Below are 17,864 nucleotides of genomic sequence, written 5' to 3' on the forward strand. Positions count from 1 at the left end.
TCGCTTGATGAGAAGGCAGGTGACGCAGCCTGAAGTCCGCGCGAGCCGCCTTCGACCTGTCATGCCGGTGACGGCGTGGACTCCGGCATTGGCCTGGTCCGCCCGGCGTCAGCGCACGGCTACTGCTTTCACTCAAGCTTTTCGGGGATTCAAATGAAGTTACTCGTCGTTGGTTCCGGCGGTCGCGAACATGCGCTGGCCTGGAAGCTCGCCCAGTCGCCGCGCGTACAGATCGTCTATGTGGCGCCCGGCAACGGCGGCACCGCGCAGGACGAGCGCCTGCGCAATATCGACATCACCGAGCCTTCGGCGCTCGCCGATTTCGTCGAACGCGAGCATGTCGCGATGACCGTCGTCGGACCGGAAACGCCGCTCGCCGCGGGCATCGTCAATCTGTTTCGTTCGCGCGGGCTCAAGATTTTCGGGCCGACAAAGGAAGCCGCGCAGCTCGAAAGCTCGAAGGACTTCGCGAAGGCGTTCATGAAGCGCCACAACATTCCGACGGCCGACTACGAAACCTTCACCGACGCCGCCGCCGCGCATGCCTACATCGACACGAAAGGCGCGCCGATCGTCGTGAAAGCGGATGGCCTCGCTGCCGGCAAGGGCGTGGTGGTCGCGATGAGCGCAGAGGAAGCACACGACGCGATCGACTTCATGCTCGCCGACAACAAGCTCGGCAACGCAGGCGCGCGCGTGGTGATCGAAGAGTTCCTGTCCGGCGAGGAAGCGAGCTTCATCGTCATGGTGGACGGCAAGCATGTGCTGCCGCTCGCGTCCAGCCAAGACCACAAGCGTCTGCTGGACGGCGACAAGGGCCCGAACACCGGCGGCATGGGCGCGTATTCGCCCGCGCCGATCGTCACGCCGCAACTGCACGCGCGCGTGATGCGCGAGATCATCCTGCCGACCGTGCGCGGCATGGAAAACGACGGCATCCGCTTCACCGGCTTTCTGTACGCGGGCTTGATGATCGACGCCAACGGCACGCCCAAGACGCTCGAATTCAATTGCCGCATGGGCGACCCCGAAACGCAGCCGATCATGGCGCGCCTCAAGGGCGATTTCTCGAAGGTCGTGGAGATGGCCATCGACGGCAAGCTGGACAGCGTGGAGCTCGACTGGGACCGGCGCACGGCGCTGGGCGTCGTGCTCGCGGCTCACAACTACCCGGAGACGCCGCGCAAGGGCGACCGCATCAACGGCATTCCGCCTGAAACGGACAACGCCGTCACGTTCCATGCGGGCACCACGCTCGCGGACGGCAAGCTCACCACTTCAGGCGGGCGCGTGTTGTGTGTCGTGGGTCTGGCGGATTCCGTGCGCGGCGCGCAGTCCGTGGTCTACGATACAGTGAATCAGATTTCGTTCGATGGCATGCAGTATCGCCGGGACATTGGCTACCGGGCGTTGAACCGCAAGCACGGATAAGGCTTTTCGCCTGAAGTCGAGCCGTTTTTCCCGCGCTGCCGGACCTCCGCGTCCGGCAGCGCGTTTTTAGAGAATCCACATAACGCCTGTCATGGCGCATTGCAGCAATCGATGAATGAAACGAACCAGCACGACGCAGCCCACGATATCGCCGCCGTTCGTCAATACCTGACGGGCTTGCAGACGCGTATTGCCGATGCCCTCGGCGCGTTCGACGGCAGTTCGTTCGCGACCGACGCCTGGACTCGCGAGCCCGGCGCGCATCTGCGTGGCGGGGGCGTGACGCGCATTCTCGAAGGCGGCGAGTTTTTCGAGCGCGGCGGCATCGGCTTCTCGGACGTGGCGGGCGACGCGCTGCCGCCCTCCGCTAGCGCCGCGCGTCCGCAACTCGCCGGGCGCGGTTTCGAGGCGCTGGGCGTGTCGCTGGTGATGCATCCGAGAAATCCGCACTGCCCAACCGTGCACATGAACGTGCGCATGCTCACGGCGGTCAAGCCCGGCGAAGAGCCGATCTTCTGGTTCGGCGGCGGCATGGACTTGACGCCCATTTACGGCTACGAGGACGACGCGCGGCATTTCCACCGCGTCTGCCGCGACGCGCTCGACCCGTTCGGCGTGGAGTTGTATCCGCGCTTCAAGACGTGGTGCGACGAGTACTTTTATCTGAAGCATCGCGACGAGCAGCGCGGTATCGGCGGCATCTTTTTCGACGATTTCTCCGAGCCCGGCTTCGAGCGTTCGTTCGCGATGATGCGGCGCGTCGGCGACGCGTTTCTCGAAGCGTATCTGCCGATCATCGACAAGCGCCGCGACACGCCTTACGGCGAGCACGAACGCGCGTTTCAGGCGTATCGGCGCGGACGTTACGTCGAGTTCAACCTCGTGTTCGATCGCGGCACGCACTTCGGTCTGCAAAGCGGCGGGCGCACCGAATCCATTCTCATGTCGATGCCGCCGGTCGCGAACTGGCGCTACGACTGGGCGCCCGAGCCCGGCACGCCGGAAGCGCGACTCTATTCCGACTTCCTGGTGCGCCGGCAATGGCTGTGATCGCGCCGGGCACACCTTGCAAAAAGCGCGTCGGCATTTTGGGCGGCACCTTCGATCCGATTCACGAAGGGCATCTGGCGCTCGCGCGCCGCTTCGCCGCGCTCTTACGCCTGACCGAACTCGTGCTATTGCCCGCGGGGCAGCCGTGGCAGAAGGAAGGCGTATCGGCGCCGCATCACCGGCTGGCGATGACGCGCGCGGCGGCGCGGTCGCTGCACATCGAGGGCGTGAAGATCACCGTCGCCACCGATGAAGTCGAGCGCGAAGGCGCGACCTACACGGTGGAGACGCTTGCGCGCTGGCGCGAGCAGGAAGGCGCCGAGGCATCGCTTGCGTTGCTGATCGGCGCGGATCAACTGGTCAAGCTCAATACCTGGCGCGACTGGAAACGGCTCTTCGAATTCGCGCATGTCTGCGTGGAGACGCGTCCCGGCTTCGATGTCGCGTCGCTGCCCGCGCCCGTCGCCGCCGAACTCGAAGCACGCGAGGCATCCCCGGAAGTCTTGCAGGCCAGCACGCACGGTCACATGCTGATCGACACCACGCTTCTCATCGACGTATCCGCCACGGCGATCCGCGAGGAAGCGAGCGCATCACACGAAGGCGCACGAGGCGCGTCGCAAGACGAAGTCCGCGCGCAGGTCCCATCCGCCGTATGGGACTACATTGTTCAACATCATTTGTATCAACGGTAATCATGGAAATTCAAAAGCTTCAACGCGCGATCATCGACGGTCTCGAAGACGTCAAGGCGCAAGACATCAAAGTGTTCAACACCACTCACCTGACGTCGCTGTTCGACCGCGTGGTCGTGGCGAGCGGCACGTCGAACCGGCAGACCAAGGCGCTTGCCAACAGCGTGCGCGAGCGGGTGAAGGAAGCCGGTGGCGACATCATCAGCACGGAAGGCGAAGAGATCGGCGAATGGGTGCTGGTCGACTGCGGCGACGCGGTCGTCCATATTCTGCAACCGGCGCTGCGCCAGTACTACAACCTCGAAGAAGTCTGGGGCGACAAACCCGTGCGCGTGAAACTGAGCAAGCCGAGCATGTTCGGCGGCGCGAACGTCGAAGCCGACGAGGACGAAGACGAGGAAGATGCCGCACCGGCCGTCAAGCGTCCCGCCCGCAAGATCGCGCGCAAGCAGGCCTAAAGCGCAGCGCGTCGATGAAGCTCGTCATTCTCGCAGTCGGACACAAGATGCCCGACTGGATCACGAATGGCTTCGACGAATACGCGAAGCGCATGCCGCCCGAATTGCGCATCGAGCTCAAAGAGATCAAGCCCGAGCAGCGCTCGTCCGGCCGCAATGCCGAAAGCGTGATGACTGCCGAGAAGCAGCGAATAGAAGCCGCCCTGCCGAAGAACGCCCGCGTGATTGCGCTCGATGAACGCGGCCGCGACTGGACCACGATGCAACTCGCGAACGCCCTGCCCGCCTGGCAACAGGACGGCCGCGATGTCGCGTTCGTGATCGGCGGCGCAGACGGCCTCGCGCCCGAAGTGAAGGCGCGCGCCGAACTCATGCTGCGTATCTCGAGTCTCACGCTGCCGCACGGCATGGTCCGCGTGCTGCTTGCCGAACAGCTTTACCGTGCGTGGAGCATCACGCAGAATCATCCTTATCATCGCGCGTAACGGCAGATGCCCTGATATTCCGTGGTGGTGTCGAAGGCCGGCGCGCTTGTCGAGACCCGCTATCGAATGTCTACTTATCCCTTCGTCTATCTTGCGTCTCAAAGCCCGCGCCGCCAGGAGTTGCTGCGGCAACTGGGCGTGCGGTTCGAACTCCTCTTGCCTCGTCCCGATGAAGACGCCGAAGCGCTCGAAGCCGAGCTGCCCGGCGAAGCAGCGCATGCCTATGTTCAGCGTGTCTGCATGCTGAAGGCGCATGCGGCGCGCGCACGTCTCGTCGCGGGCGATCATGGGACAGCGCCCATTCTCGTCGCGGATACAACCGTGACCATCGACGGACAAATACTTGGCAAGCCCGCGCATGAAGAAGACGCGGTCGCGATGCTGACGAAGCTCGCGGGTCGCGAACATGAAGTGCTGACGGCACTGAGCGTCGTTGATGGCGATGGCGCATGTCACGCCGCGCTCTCGCGCTCGACGGTGCGTCTCGCGCCGGTCGACCGTGCTGCGCTGCAACGATACGCCGCGACGGGCGAGCCTTTGGGCAAGGCCGGCGCATATGGCATTCAAGGCCGCGCGGCAGCATTTATCGAGCGAATCGACGGGTCCTATTCGGGTATCATGGGTTTGCCCCTTTTCGAAACCGCAGCACTCTTGCGCGTGGCACGCGTCGAATTCTAAACAGGCCATGAACGAAGAAATCCTGATCAACGTCACACCGCAAGAAACCCGCGTCGCACTGGTGCAGCAAGCCGCCGTTCAGGAGCTTCACGTCGAACGCACGCTCTCGCGCGGCCGCGTCGGCAACGTCTATCTTGGCAAGGTCGTGCGCGTGTTGCCGGGCATGCAGTCGGCGTTCATCGACATTGGTCTGGAACGCGCCGCGTTTCTTCATGTTGCGGATATATGGCATCCGCGCGTGGCGGGCGAGCCGCATGGATCGTCGCCGCATGTGCCTATCGAGAAGATCGTCTTCGAAGGACAGGCGCTGATGGTGCAGGTCGTGAAGGACCCTATCGGCACGAAGGGCGCGCGGCTTTCCACGCAGGTGAGCATTGCGGGGCGCACGCTGGTTTATCTGCCGCAGGAACCGCATATCGGGATTTCCCAGAAGATCGAGAGCGAGACGGAGCGCGAAGCTATTCGCGCGCGTCTCACCGCCGTGCTGCCCGCCGATGAAAAAGGCGGCTATATCGTGCGGACGATTGCCGAAGATGCATCGAGTGAAGAGCTTGCCGCCGATGTCTCGTATCTGCGCAAGACCTGGGCGACGATAGTTGCTCAAGGGCAGCGCGTACCGCCGACCACTTTGCTCTATCAGGATCTAAATCTGGCGCAGCGCGTGTTGCGCGACTTCGTGAATGACGAGACCACGCGCATTCAAGTGGATTCGCGCGAGACGTATCAGATGCTGGCGGATTTTGCGGCGGAGTTCACGCCGGCGGTGGCATCGCGCGTGCATCACTACACGGGCGAGCGGCCGCTTTTCGACCTGTACAACATCGAGGCGGAAATTTTGCGGGCGCTGTCGCGGCGCGTCGATTTGAAGTCGGGCGGTTATCTGATGATCGATCAGACCGAGGCCATGACCACCATCGACGTGAATACGGGCGGCTATGTCGGCGCGCGCAATTTCGACGACACCATCTTCAAGACGAACCTCGAAGCGGCGCACACCATCGCGCGGCAATTGCGGTTGAGGAACCTGGGCGGAATCATCATCATCGATTTCATCGATATGGAGAACGTCGAGCATCGCGATCAGGTCCTGAGCGAATTGAAGCGCGCGCTGTCGCGGGATCGTACGCGCGTGACGGTCAATGGCTTTTCGCAACTCGGGCTCGTGGAGATGACGCGAAAGCGCACGCGGGAATCTCTTGCGCATGTGTTGTGCGAGCCGTGTCCCACTTGTCAGGGCAAGGGGCAGGTGAAGACGCCGCGAACCGTGTGTTATGACGTGTTGCGCGAGATCATGCGCGAATCGCGGCAGTTCAATCCGCGCGAATTTCGCGTGGTGGCTTCTCAGCAGGTGATCGATCTGTTTCTGGAAGAAGAGTCACAGCATCTGGCGATGTTGATGGACTTTATCGGCAAGCCGGTTTCGTTGCAGGTGGAGTCGAATTTGAGTCAGGAGCAGTATGACATTGTGTTGATGTAGGACTAACTCATACAACCTCTAAAGAAACACGCAGGGGCGCGCGTTCGAACCTTTTGTTCATCGACGCATAACTAAGCAACGAAAGGGCCGAATAGCGGCCCTTCGTCATTACGAAGCTTCATTCGAAGGCAGACCAGAATTTGTCGACATCGAAATCAGCGCCTTAATGGATGGCTGGTATGGTTTTCCAGACGACTGAGCCGAGCGGCTCTTCTGTATCGATGCTGCAAACAGCAAACAGCAAACAGCAAATAGCAAACAGGAGCGCTTGACGCTCCTGCAATTCCACCCTCAAAGATTCCCATCCAACCAGGCAATCCGCCGCGTGAGCCAATCTTTCAGATAAGCTACCTCACCCTGATAAGTACCCGTCACCACCGGATTCGGCCAAAGCTTCTTCCCAAGCACCGGCCATTTATCAAAGTTGCGCTTAGCTGCGCCATTTGCCTGAAGCGCCTGCGCGTTCTCATCGACATAACTCACGATCGTATCGATTTGCGATGCCTTCAGTTGATCCCACCGTGCCCGAACACGTGTCTCGAAGCTCGGATCGATCTGCTTCATGCGTGAAATCCACTGACCATTTGCAACCCACCATCCTTCCGGATACTGCGCGTCGGAAAAGTTAATGTTGCCCGCGCCAATGTCGAAGTCCCACAATGGCCCGAACTTCAATTTGCCGCCGGCATCCTTGTAGAGGTAGATGCTCGCAAAATCCCGCGCATCCTGATTCTTGAAAATCTCATTGACGAGATACCAGTCGATCAGCGAAGCGACATTGAAGTACTGCTCGTATTTTCCCGAATTGGAATACAACGCGTCTTCGGCCTGCTGCATATAGTTTTTGATAAAGGCGACCTGTGTGTCCGATGCCGAATCCGGACTGTCGATGCAAAGCGCAATGCCGTGCGTCGTGCGCCAGCAAACGTCTTCGTCCATGCGCTCGTTGATTTCGACCAGGAAGCCTGTGCTCTCGGGCGCGCCCGCGTTGTCACTATTGGCGATATTCACGCGGTTCTTGTCCACCCGCACCGACTCGACCACGTCATACACGCCCGCATACTGACCGTTGAGCGTGAGTTCGACGGGAACGTCATGCGGCGTCCACGCCATGCCAAAACGCCTACCGAGTTCGAACGCCGTGCGATTGCGCAAAAGCGTCTTGTCGAAGTAATTCGCGAGCAGAATCCAGTTCTTATCCTTCGGCAGCCCAAAAAAACTTGCCTTGCTGTCGAGTTTCAAGCGATATGGCTTCTTGTCCGCCGTCCACGTGCTGTTGCCATGGCCCTTGATGCTCGTCCTGCCTGTGAAGGGATCGACATCGTCCGGCCCGGTGATGCCGAGATCGGCGCCGAGATAAACATCTTTATCGACGATTGGAACACGGCCATCCGTATTAATGGACATGGCCGGCAGCGCGGCCGCGGTCGTTGCGCTCTTGCCCGACGGGTCCGTCGTACCCGTGGTATCCGTCGAATCTTTCGAGGGAGCGCTAGAGCCGCCGCCCGAGCAGGCAGCAAGAACGGTGCTGATGAGAACCACCGCAGCCATCGACGCAAGGCTCGGCCGGCTGCGCGTTTTTGCTTCTACAACGAACTGCAACATCATCTTCGCTTCTCTTTCAATGATCCGGTCCCACGGATTGGGCCGCGGATCATATCAAGGCTAATCGAAGCGTTTGTATCAATAGTTGACCGAAGTCGGGAACAAGCGCCGATGGTCAATAAGCCGATCAAGCCGGCTGCTGCTGATACTGAATCCGGTGCAGATGCGCATACAGTCCTTCCTTGCGCAACAGTTCGGCATGGCTGCCCTGCTCCGCAATTCGCCCGCCTTCCATGACGAGGATGCGGTCCGCGCGCTCGATGGTCGACAAGCGATGCGCGATCACGAGCGTCGTGCGTCCCTTCATCAGCGTTTCGAGCGCGGCCTGCACGTAGCGTTCCGATTCGGAATCAAGCGCCGATGTCGCCTCGTCCAGGATCAGGATCGGCGCGTCCTTGTAGATCGCGCGGGCAATCGCCAAACGCTGCCGCTGTCCACCGGACAAGCGCATTCCGTTGCCGCCGATCAAGGTATCCATGCCATCAGGCAGCGCCTGCACCATATCGATGAGATTCGCCGCCATCAGCGCCGAGAACACGCGGTCGCGATCGGGCTTCTGCCCATAAGCAACGTTCGCCGCAATGGAGTCGTTGAACAGCACGACATCCTGGCTCACCATCGCCATCTGGCCGCGCAGGTCGTGCAGGTCGTAGTCGGTGATCGGCACGCCATCGACGAGCACCTGCCCGCCGCGTGGATCGAAGAAGCGCGGCAGCAGATTCACGAGCGTGGTCTTGCCACTGCCTGACGGCCCCGCGAGCGCGACCATCTCGCCGGGCGCAACCTTGAACGACACGCGGTCGAGAATCATGCGGTCCAGCGAACCGTAGCTGAAAGTGACATCTTGAAACTCGACTTCGCCTTGCGCGCGTTCCAGACGCCGCCCGCCGCCCTTCGGCTCCTCGGGTTCGTCGATCAGGCCGAAGATCAGCTCCGCCGCCGTCATGCCACGCTGCATCGGCTGATTGATGTCAATCAGATGCTTGAGCGGCGAGATAACGAGCAACATGGACGTGACGAAGGCAACGAAGCCGCCTACCGTGGTCTGATCGTTGGTGGACTGCACGACCGCAATCGTGATGACCACCGCGAGCGCGATCGACGCAAGAAACTGCGTGAGCGGCTGCGCGAGGCCGCCGGAAACCTGCATGCGCATCGAGTAGCCGCGCAGGCGCTGGCTCATCTCCGTGAAGCGGTCCATTTCGTACGGTTCGCCGTTATGCACCTTGACGACCTTGTAGCCCGCGACGGTTTCCTCGACGACATAGGACAACTCGTTGGTCAGCGTCTGATGCTCGCGATTGAGCCGCCGCAATCGTCGGTTGATCTTGCTCACGAGCCAGCCGATCACCGGCAGGATGACCGCGACGATCAGCGTGAGCCGCCAGTTGAGGATGAACAGATAGCCGAGCAGAAAGACGACCGTGAGCGAATCGCGCACAAGCGTGACGACGACGCTCGATAGCACGCTCAGAATCTGGTTGACCTCGAACACGACTGCATTGATGACCGTGCTGGCCGTCTCGCGCTGAAAGAAGCCGGCGCTCGTGTGGATCATGCGCTCGAACATCTGCAGGCGAAGTTGCAGCAGGATCTTGTTCGACACGTACGACAGAAAATAGCCCGACGCATACTGCGCCGCGCCGCGTACGAGCGCGAGTCCGATCACCGCGGCCGGCACGAGCCATTTCGCGTGATCGCTGCTTTTGGAGCCAAAACCGTGGTCGAGCAACGGTTTGAGCAGCATCGGGATGCCGGCTTCGGTCGCGGCGACGATACCCATCGTGCCGAGCCCGAGCAACACCATGCCCATGAGCGGGCGGATGTAGGGCCACAGGCGCCGCATGACCGCGGTCGGCGACGAACTTTCCGCGCCGCCAATCGGCTTGCGCAAACTACCTTCTCGTTTCAAGAGCGTATCTCCACTTCGCCCGGCGCTTTCCAGCTCTTCCCGCGGCGCTCGTTGGTTACTTTTGTGATTTCTCGTCAGCCGGAGAATGAAACCGGCCGGCCCGAATTCAGCCGATCGGTCCGCGCCCCGGCTTGCCAAGCGGCTCGCGCGCGTCGTGCGTGATGACCGCAAGCAGCACGGCCCAGAAGAGCGCGATGAGCGACGTGCTCATCACGACTGTGAATACATCGATACTCAGTCCGAAGATGATAACCGACCCCGAGACCGCGATCCCGCAATACGCCGCCGTCGACACATCGGGATGCGGCGACTTCCGGTAGCGCAGGAAATACACGAGCGGCCCGAAATACAGCAACGCAAGACAGACCACGCCCGACGCGCCCAATTCCGCGATCGTCGAGAAAAACTCGCTGTGCGCGCGTTGATTGACGACGAGCGGCGATACCTCGCCGGCATCGGCCATGCCCTTGAGCGAATTCTTCAGATGTCCCTTGCCGACGCCGAAGACCGGATTCGCCTCGAACAGATGAATCGACGCGGTCCACAACTGCAGCCGCGCGCCGAGCGAACTGTCCGCCGCCGCGCCGTGCGACAGGCGCGCGATGTCGGAGCGCGTCGCCTGCACACGTTCACGGCCGATCGGCGAGGCGAGCAAGAGCGCCATCGCCAGAACGGCGACGCCGAGCGCGGTCAGCCAGTGACGAGGGTGTTTGATCCAGCCGAAATTGAGCAGGCACAGTACGAGAAAGAGCGGAATGGCAAGCCAGCCGCCGCGCGTGCCCGACAGATACGACGCGTAAATGCCGCCCACCAGTCCGAGCAGCTTCAGTGCAATGCCGAGGCGCTTCGCCAGCACGTTCGGATAACGATCCCAGCGGATCGACATCACCGAAAGAAAGCCGAGCAGGAGCGCGGTATTTCCGTAGGGAATCGGATTGGTGAAATCGTTGCCGAGGCGATCGAGTTCCGTCACCGTCATGTGGATGGCGCTGTCCACGGCCCAGAAACCCGCGCCGATGGCACCGAGCGCGCAGCCCCAGCCGAGCGCCTTCAGTTGCCGAATCGGCACGTTGACGAGCAGCAGGAAAATCGGCAACGCGAGTGCGAAGCGCGACATGCCGTCGAATTCGCGCGGCAGATAATAACCTTCGATGGCTTGCTGCAACGGCAGATAAACCATGAAGCACAGCATGGCCACCGTATAGAGCGGGAACGCATTGACGAGCAGACCGAGCCTCAGACGAAACGGCTTGCTGAACCCCGCGAAGAGCGCGATGGCAAGCAACACGAAGAAGCAGTAGCCCGTCCCTCCTCGCACGACGAGTGTGCTCGCGGGCGCCAGCAAGACCATGCTGGCGATCATGTAGCGCAGAGTTTTTTCCAAATCGATGAACCTTAAGCGGGATTGACCGGCCGGCCCGGTCGCCTATCCCCAAATCGCGGGTTATTATAGCCGCTGCCGTCTGGCATGAGATTCGCTCTCCGCGAGCGCGCAACGCCGTGGCCAAGACGCGCCGGGCCTTTGAAGCACTCAGAATCGTACATGTCAGGAATATCACAGCCAGAGCAGAACGCGCCGCTCGCGAGTCTCTTGCTCATTACCTTCAATCAGCAGGAAACCGTTGCCGACGCGATTGCCGGGGCGCTCGCGCAAACCTGGTCGCCGCTGGAAATCCTCATTTCCGACGATGCCTCCTCCGACGCCACTTACGCCGTCGCCGAGCGCTGTGTGCGCGAATATCGCGGGCCGCATACGGTGCGGCTGTATCGAAACGAGAAGAACACGGGTATCAGCGCGCATCTCAGTGCGCTCGCGGCGCGCGCATCGGGCGAGATGCTTTTTATCGCGGCGGGCGACGATATCTCGCGACCGGAACGCGTCACGCGCGTCATGGAAGTGTGGCTCGCAAGCGGCAAGCGCCACGACCTCATCGCGACCGACCTGCAAGACCTCGATGCCGAAGGCAATACGCACGACATCCTGCGCGTAACGGACCTCGACGACTATCGCAGCTTCGACGACTGGATGGAACGGCGGCCTCATCTGGTCGGCGCGGCGCATGCGTGGGCGCGGCGTCTCTTCGAGGAGTTCGGGCCGATCGCGCCCGGCATCTACGGCGAAGACCAGATCATGGCGTTTCGCGCGATCATGAGTCACGGCGCGCATACGCTGCACGAACCGCTCGTGCTGTACCGGCGCGGCGGGCTGTCGAGCAAGCGCAAATGGCGCACTCCGGCGGAATTCGTCGCGCGTATCAAGCTTGCGAATATCAACGGATCGGGCGAGACGCGTCAGCTCGAAAGCGACGCGGACAAGGTCGGCGTCGGCGCTCGGATGCGCGCGATGCTGGCGCGAAAGTCGGCGCGCGAGCGCTACGTGAGCGCCGTGTTCGGCGACGCGTCGTTGGCGCGCAAGGTCGCGTTGCTGGCTGGATCGAATGAAGTCAGTCCGGGATTTCGCATCAAGATGTTCGTGTATGCGACGTGCCCGTGGCTGCTTTCGCCGTTCTTCTTCGTGAAATGGCATTTGCGCGGCTAGGCTTTTCCAATCGAACATGACCACGACAAGAATCAGAGGCCGGACTCGGGCAACATGAAATCGCCAACGCTTGGCATCGCCATCATCACCTACAACGCGGCCGCGCGGCTCGCGCAATGTCTCGACTCGGTTTCGTTCGCGGATGACATCGTCATCGTCGATGGCGGCAGCACCGACGCCACCGTGGGTATCGCCCAGGCGCATCGCGCGCGCGTGATCGAAGCGCGCGACTGGCCCGGCTTCGGGCCGCAGAAGAATCGCGCGCTGGATGCGCTCGCCACCGACTGGGTCTTGTCTATCGATGCCGACGAAGTCGTGACGCCCGAACTCGCCGCATCGATTCGAGCCGCCGTCACTCGCCCGCAAGCGGATGTCTATTCGGTCGACCGGTTATCGAGTTTTTGCGGAACGTGGGTGAGACACAGCGGCTGGTATCCGGACTGGATTCCCCGGCTGTTCAAGCGGGGCGCGGCGCGCTTCTCGTCGGATCTCGTGCACGAGCGTCTGGTATTTTCCACGAACGAGCCCGCGATCAGGCTCAATGGCCGGCTGATGCACTACTCCTACGAAGACTTCGAGACCGTGCTGCGCAAGCTGGACGCTTATTCGACCGCTGGCGCCGTGCAGCGTCATGCGGCAGGCAAGCGCGGCGGTTTCGGGGTTGCGCTTACACGCGGCACGTGGGCTTTTTTGCGAACGTATTTTCTGCGCCGCGGTTTTCTCGATGGGCGCACGGGCTTCATGATCGCGCTCTTCAATGCGCAGACGGTGTATTACCGGTTCTTGAAGCTCGAGCATCTGAACGAGAGACGATAGGCGCCACGGCTTGGCTCAGCGGCTTCAACGACCGCCGCTGATTTCTTCCGCCAGCGCCAGCAGCGCATTCACATGCGACGCGACGCTCGCGTCATAACGAACGGCATTGCCGGATACGCGGCGTCGTGAAGCAATTGCCGCAGCGACGACGCGCCGCAGGTCGTCCGCATCGCCAGATTTGAAAACGTGCTTGGCGCTTTCGTCGATGGCATCGCCACAGCCGATGCAGGCCGGAAAGATCACCGGCGTGCCGCACATGACCGATTCGATGCCCACGAGCCCAAACGGCTCGTAGCTCGACGCGAGAATGGTGAAGTCCGCCGCGCGATAAGCGTCCTCGATATTTTTCGCGTAGCCGATATAGCGCACGTTCGGCGCGCTCTTCTCGGGCGCGCGCCCGGCGACGGCGATCACGATCGGCAAGCCTGCGCCGCCGAGCGCCTTCTCGATCAGCGGCAAACCCTTGCGCTCGTGACTGCTCGAAGGAAAGAGCAGCACGATTTCGTTTTCCTTGAAACCGAACCGTTCGCGCAGACGGGCGCGCGAGGTTTCATCGGCTAAGGCGAAACGCGCGCCATCCACGGGCGGATAAAGCACGCGAATCTTCCGTTCGTCGATGCCGTAAAGCCCGCGAAGCTCGTTGCGCATCATGTCCGAGTGCGCGACGATCACGCGCGCGTCCCGATACTGCCTGCGTTCGAGCGCGATCTGCCGCGTATCCGACCGCTTTTCGCGACGCCCGGTTGCGCGCAGAAAGCCGATATGCGTGCCTCCGCAGATGGCAATCTCCGAGCCTTCCACGCGATTGCAGCCGATCAGCACGTCGACCCTGGCCTTATTGCGCGCGCGCTTGAGCGCCCACGAAAAATACACGTCGCGCAGCTTGCCCGGCAGAAACGACACCTTGATGCGATGCGCCTCGACGAGCTTGCTCTCCGGCAACGACGAGTCGATCTTGCGGGCAAAGAACGCAGGCTTTTGGCGGCCCTCGAAGCCGGCGGCGGCAAGACCGCGCACCAGGTCCATGGCGTAGCGTTCGAGCCCGCCGCTCAGTTTAAGCGCGTTCGCCGAGATGCCGATGCGCATCAGTAGACGATTTCGATTGCGCTGCCCGCGAACTCGCCGCGCAGCGCGGTAATGAGTTCGTCGGTGGGCTTGACGCGCCAGGCATCGCCGAGCCGCACTTCGCCTTCCGCATGCTCGCTGCGATAAACGATGCTCACGTTCAAGCCGTTCGGGATGGGTGCGGACTGGCGCTGCCTGCCGTTCTCGCGCGCGGGCGGCGCCACGGCCGCCGGCGCTTCCGCACCCGCCGCATGCGCTTCGAGCACGCGGCGCAGACGCAAGGAATCCGCGTTGCCGTTCATCTCGACCTTTACCGACTGCGCGTAGCGGCTGCGCGCGCGTTCGAGGTCCATCGCGGTATCGACGGTAAAGCGAATGCCGCCGGTGAAGGCGTCGTTACGCGCCTGACCTTGCACCACGAGCAACTCGTCTTCCTTGAAGAGCGCCTTGTTGGCTTCGAACTGCTCGTTGAACACGGTGACTTCGCACTGGCCGGTGCCGTCGTCGAGATTGACGATCAGCATCTTGCCGCGCTGGGTCATTTGCGTGCGCGTGGTCGAGATCACGCCCGCGACGAGCTTGTCGCGCCCTTCCTTCAGTTCGCCGATTTTTTGACGCACGAAGCGGCGCACTTCACCTTTGTAGGCGTCGAAAAGATGGCCCGACAGATAGAAACCGAGCGCGGTTTTTTCTTCCTGCAAGCGCTTCTTGTCGGACCACATGGGTTCATCGACGAGCTGATGCTTTTCGAGCGGCGCGTCGCCCATGTCGAAGAGACCGCCTTGCATGGCGTTGGCGGCGGCCTGATCGGCAGCTTCCATGGCGAGCGGCACGGAGGCCAGCAGTTGCGCGCGGTTCTCGTGCAGGCAGTCGAACGCGCCCGCGCGGATCAGCGCTTCGACCGTGCGGCGATTCACGACGCGCCGGTCGATCCGCTCGCAGAAGTCGAAGAGATCCGCAAACGGCCCATCTTCACGCGCACGCAGGATTTCTTCGATTGCGTTCTGGCCGCTGCCCTTCACCGCGCCCAGACCGTAGCGAATGGTCTTCGAGCGCTTGCCGTCCGCTTCGGCGACCGGTTCGAAGCGATACGCCGACTGGTTGATGTTCGGCGGCAGCACGGCCATGCCATTGCCGATGCAGTCCTCGAACAGAATCTTGACCTTGTCGGTGTCGTCCATGGCGAGCGACATATTGGCCGCCATGAATTCCGCCGGATGGTGCGCCTTCAGCCACGCCGTGTGATAAGCGAGCAACGCGTAAGCCGCCGCGTGCGACTTGTTGAAGCCGTAGCCCGCGAATTTCTCCATGAGGTCGAAGGTGTCGTCCGCCTTCTGCGCGGTGAGACCGTTCTTCGCCGCGCCTTCGCGGAACAACTCGCGATGCACGGCCATCTCTTCGGGCTTCTTCTTGCCCATCGCGCGACGCAGCAAGTCCGCGCCGCCGAGCGAATAGCCGCCGATGATCTGCGCCATCTGCATCACCTGCTCCTGATAGACCATGATGCCGTAGGTCTCCTTCAGGACGGGTTCGACGCGCGGGTCCGGATACTCGACGATCTCGCGCCCGTGCTTACGCGCGCAGAAGCTCGGAATCAGGTCCATCGGGCCCGGACGATACAGCGCCACCAGCGCGATGATGTCCTCGAAGCGGTCCGGCTGCGCGTCCTTCAGCATGCCCTGCATGCCGCGGCTTTCCAGCTGGAACACGGCGACGGTATTCGCTTTCTTGAGGATCGAAAACGAAGCAGGGTCGTCGAGCGGAACCTGCGAGAGATTCCAGTCTCTCTTCGAGGGATCGAGCCGGCGAATATAGCGCTCGGCCCAGTCCAGGATGGTGAGCGTGGTCAGGCCCAAAAAGTCGAACTTGACCAGACCGACGGCTTCCACGTCGTCCTTGTCGTACTGACTGACCACGCCGCCGTCTTCGCCCTGCGTGTAGAGCGGACAGAAATCGGTGAGCTTGCCCGGCGCGATCAGCACGCCGCCCGCGTGCATGCCGACGTTACGCGTGAGCCCTTCAACGCGCTGCGCGAGTTCGAGCAATTGATGCACTTCGTCTTCGTTGTCGAAGCGCTCCTGCAGGGTCGGCTCTTCCTTCATCGCGTCCGCGATGGTCACGTGCTTGCCCGGCTTGAACGGGATGAGCTTGGCGACGCCGTCGGTGAACATGTAGCCGAGATCGAGCACGCGGCCGATGTCGCGCACCGCCGCCTTCGCCGCCATGGTGCCGAAGGTGGCGATCTGCGAAACCGCATCCGCGCCATATTTCTGCTTCACGTACTGAATGACGCGGTCGCGCCCTTCCTGACAGAAGTCGATGTCGAAGTCGGGCATCGACACGCGTTCGGGATTCAGGAAGCGTTCGAACAGCAGGTTGTAGCGCAGCGGGTCGAGATCGGTAATGCCGAGCGCATAAGCGACGAGCGAGCCCGCGCCCGAACCGCGGCCGGGACCCACCGGAACGCCATTGTTCTTCGCCCACATGATGAAGTCGGCGACGATCAGGAAGTAGCCCGGAAAGCCCATCTTGATGATCGTGCCGCACTCGAATTCGAGCCGCGCGTAATAAGTCTCGCGCTGTGCCTCGCGTTCGGCTTCATCGGGATAAAGCTGCGCGAGCCGCACCTCGAGGCCTTCCTTCGACAGCTGCACGAGGTAGTCGTCGAGCGTGAGGCCGTCCGGCGTGGGGAAAAGCGGCAGTTTGGGCTTGCCGAGTTCGAGCGTGAGATTACAGCGCTTCGCAATTTGTACCGTATTGGCGAGCGCGGAAGGAATATCCGCGAAAAGCGCGCACATTTCGTCCTGCGTGCGGAAATACTGCTCGGTCGTGAAGCGCTTCTGACGACGCGGATTGGCGAGGATATCGCCTTCCGAAATGCACACGCGCGCTTCGTGCGCGGTGTAGTCGTCGGGCGTCATGAATTGCAGCGGATGCGTGGCGACCACAGGCAACCCGAGCTTTGCGGCGAGCGCGACGGCCTCCTGAAAATAAGCCTGTTCGCCCGGCTGACCGGCGCGCTGCAGTTCGATGTAGAACGCGTTCGGAAAGAGCGCCGACCAGCGTTCGGCGTTGCGTTGCGCGCTTGCCGCGTTGCCCGCCGCGAACGCCATGCCGATGTCGCCCTGCTGCGCGCCGGAAATGGCGAGCAGACCTTCAGCCAGCCCTTCTTCGAGCCATTCGACGAGCACTTCTGCGCGCCCGCGATATTGATTCGTCAGCCACGCGCGGCTCAACAGTTCGCACAGGTTGAGATAGCCGGTCTTGTCGCGCACGAGCAGGATCAGCCGCGAAGGCTTGTCGCGATCGGCGGGATTGGTGATCCAGACATCGCAGCCGGCAATGGGTTTGATGCCCTTGCTGCGCGCTTCCTTGTAGAAGCGCACGAGGCCGAACGCGTTGGCGAGATCGGTCAGCGCGAGTGCGCCCTGACCGTCTTTCGCGGCGGATTTGACGACGTCGTCCAGCCGCACGATGCCGTCGGCAATCGAGAACTCGGAGTGGACGCGAAGATGAACGAAGCGGGGATCTGACATGACGATATTGTACATGCGGCCCATCGCGAAAACGGCTAAGGGGCGCGCGTTAGCCGAACGGACAAGCCCTCGGCGATTCTCGAAATTGCGCTGGCGCAAACGGCGTGAACGCGGCGG

General features: G+C 62.0%; 14 protein-coding genes. 9 read left to right on the top strand and 5 right to left on the bottom strand.

The features are described 5' to 3' along the window. Nucleotides 1-153: 153 nt before the first annotated feature. The 7 genes from purD to rng all read left to right on the top strand — a co-directional run bounded on the left by purD (nucleotide 154) and on the right by rng (nucleotide 6,274). Nucleotides 154-1,431, top strand: coding sequence for a phosphoribosylamine--glycine ligase (purD, locus tag ACYQ47_RS31000; RefSeq protein ID WP_459908571.1), 1,278 nt, complete (start codon nucleotides 154-156; stop codon nucleotides 1,429-1,431). Nucleotides 1,432-1,542: 111 nt separating this feature from the next. Then, the gene (hemF, locus tag ACYQ47_RS31005) at nucleotides 1,543-2,481 is read left to right on the top strand and encodes an oxygen-dependent coproporphyrinogen oxidase (RefSeq protein WP_459908573.1); all 939 of its coding nucleotides are present in this window, start codon (nucleotides 1,543-1,545) and stop codon (nucleotides 2,479-2,481) included. After that, the gene (locus ACYQ47_RS31010) at nucleotides 2,472-3,176 is read left to right on the top strand and encodes a nicotinate-nucleotide adenylyltransferase (protein ID WP_459908575.1); all 705 of its coding nucleotides are present in this window, start codon (nucleotides 2,472-2,474) and stop codon (nucleotides 3,174-3,176) included. The genes hemF and ACYQ47_RS31010 overlap by 10 nt, the downstream gene beginning before the upstream one ends. Before the next feature lie 2 nt (nucleotides 3,177-3,178). Next, nucleotides 3,179-3,634 (top strand): ribosome silencing factor, encoded by a 456-nt coding sequence (rsfS, locus tag ACYQ47_RS31015; protein ID WP_459908577.1) that lies wholly within the window; start codon nucleotides 3,179-3,181, stop codon nucleotides 3,632-3,634. A 14-nt stretch (nucleotides 3,635-3,648) separates the two neighbouring features. After that, entirely contained in the window at nucleotides 3,649-4,119 is a 471-nt protein-coding gene (rlmH, locus tag ACYQ47_RS31020) for a 23S rRNA (pseudouridine(1915)-N(3))-methyltransferase RlmH (protein WP_250525621.1), read from the top strand. A 66-nt stretch (nucleotides 4,120-4,185) separates the two neighbouring features. Continuing rightward, nucleotides 4,186-4,797 carry a Maf family protein gene (locus ACYQ47_RS31025; protein WP_459908579.1) on the top strand — a complete coding sequence of 204 codons (612 nt, stop codon included), beginning with the start codon at nucleotides 4,186-4,188 and terminating at the stop codon, nucleotides 4,795-4,797. Nucleotides 4,798-4,804: 7 nt separating this feature from the next. Continuing rightward, complete coding sequence (rng, locus tag ACYQ47_RS31030) at nucleotides 4,805-6,274, top strand: ribonuclease G (RefSeq protein ID WP_250492108.1); 1,470 nt, start codon at nucleotides 4,805-4,807, stop codon at nucleotides 6,272-6,274. A gap of 291 nt (nucleotides 6,275-6,565) precedes the next feature. On the opposite strand, the gene ACYQ47_RS31035 is transcribed toward rng, so the two are convergent. From ACYQ47_RS31035 to ACYQ47_RS31045, 3 genes are all read right to left on the bottom strand, one after another. Then, nucleotides 6,566-7,882 carry a CotH kinase family protein gene (locus tag ACYQ47_RS31035; protein WP_459908582.1) on the bottom strand — a complete coding sequence of 439 codons (1,317 nt, stop codon included), beginning with the start codon at nucleotides 7,880-7,882 and terminating at the stop codon, nucleotides 6,566-6,568. A gap of 124 nt (nucleotides 7,883-8,006) precedes the next feature. Next, entirely contained in the window at nucleotides 8,007-9,725 is a 1,719-nt protein-coding gene (gene msbA, locus ACYQ47_RS31040; protein ID WP_459909393.1) for a lipid A export permease/ATP-binding protein MsbA, read from the bottom strand. A gap of 172 nt (nucleotides 9,726-9,897) precedes the next feature. After that, nucleotides 9,898-11,175: an O-antigen ligase family protein gene (locus tag ACYQ47_RS31045; protein ID WP_459908584.1), complete on the bottom strand. Its 1,278-nt coding sequence runs from the start codon at nucleotides 11,173-11,175 to the stop codon at nucleotides 9,898-9,900. Nucleotides 11,176-11,334: 159 nt separating this feature from the next. Between ACYQ47_RS31045 and ACYQ47_RS31050 the strand changes: the two genes are divergently transcribed. Next, complete coding sequence (locus ACYQ47_RS31050; RefSeq protein ID WP_250525617.1) at nucleotides 11,335-12,330, top strand: glycosyltransferase family 2 protein; 996 nt, start codon at nucleotides 11,335-11,337, stop codon at nucleotides 12,328-12,330. A gap of 54 nt (nucleotides 12,331-12,384) precedes the next feature. Beyond that, entirely contained in the window at nucleotides 12,385-13,146 is a 762-nt protein-coding gene (locus ACYQ47_RS31055; protein WP_459908587.1) for a glycosyltransferase family 2 protein, read from the top strand. Between the two features lie 24 nt (nucleotides 13,147-13,170). Here the strand turns inward: ACYQ47_RS31055 and ACYQ47_RS31060 are convergent, their stop codons facing one another. Further along, on the bottom strand, nucleotides 13,171-14,232 hold the full coding sequence (locus tag ACYQ47_RS31060; RefSeq protein WP_309960979.1) for a glycosyltransferase family 4 protein: 1,062 nt from the start codon (nucleotides 14,230-14,232) through the stop codon (nucleotides 13,171-13,173). After that, nucleotides 14,232-17,762 carry a DNA polymerase III subunit alpha gene (dnaE, locus tag ACYQ47_RS31065; protein ID WP_459908589.1) on the bottom strand — a complete coding sequence of 1,177 codons (3,531 nt, stop codon included), beginning with the start codon at nucleotides 17,760-17,762 and terminating at the stop codon, nucleotides 14,232-14,234. Before dnaE ends, ACYQ47_RS31060 begins: the two co-directional genes overlap by 1 nt. Nucleotides 17,763-17,864 lie beyond the last annotated feature (102 nt).

The organism is Caballeronia sp. HLA56 (assembly GCF_054655155.1).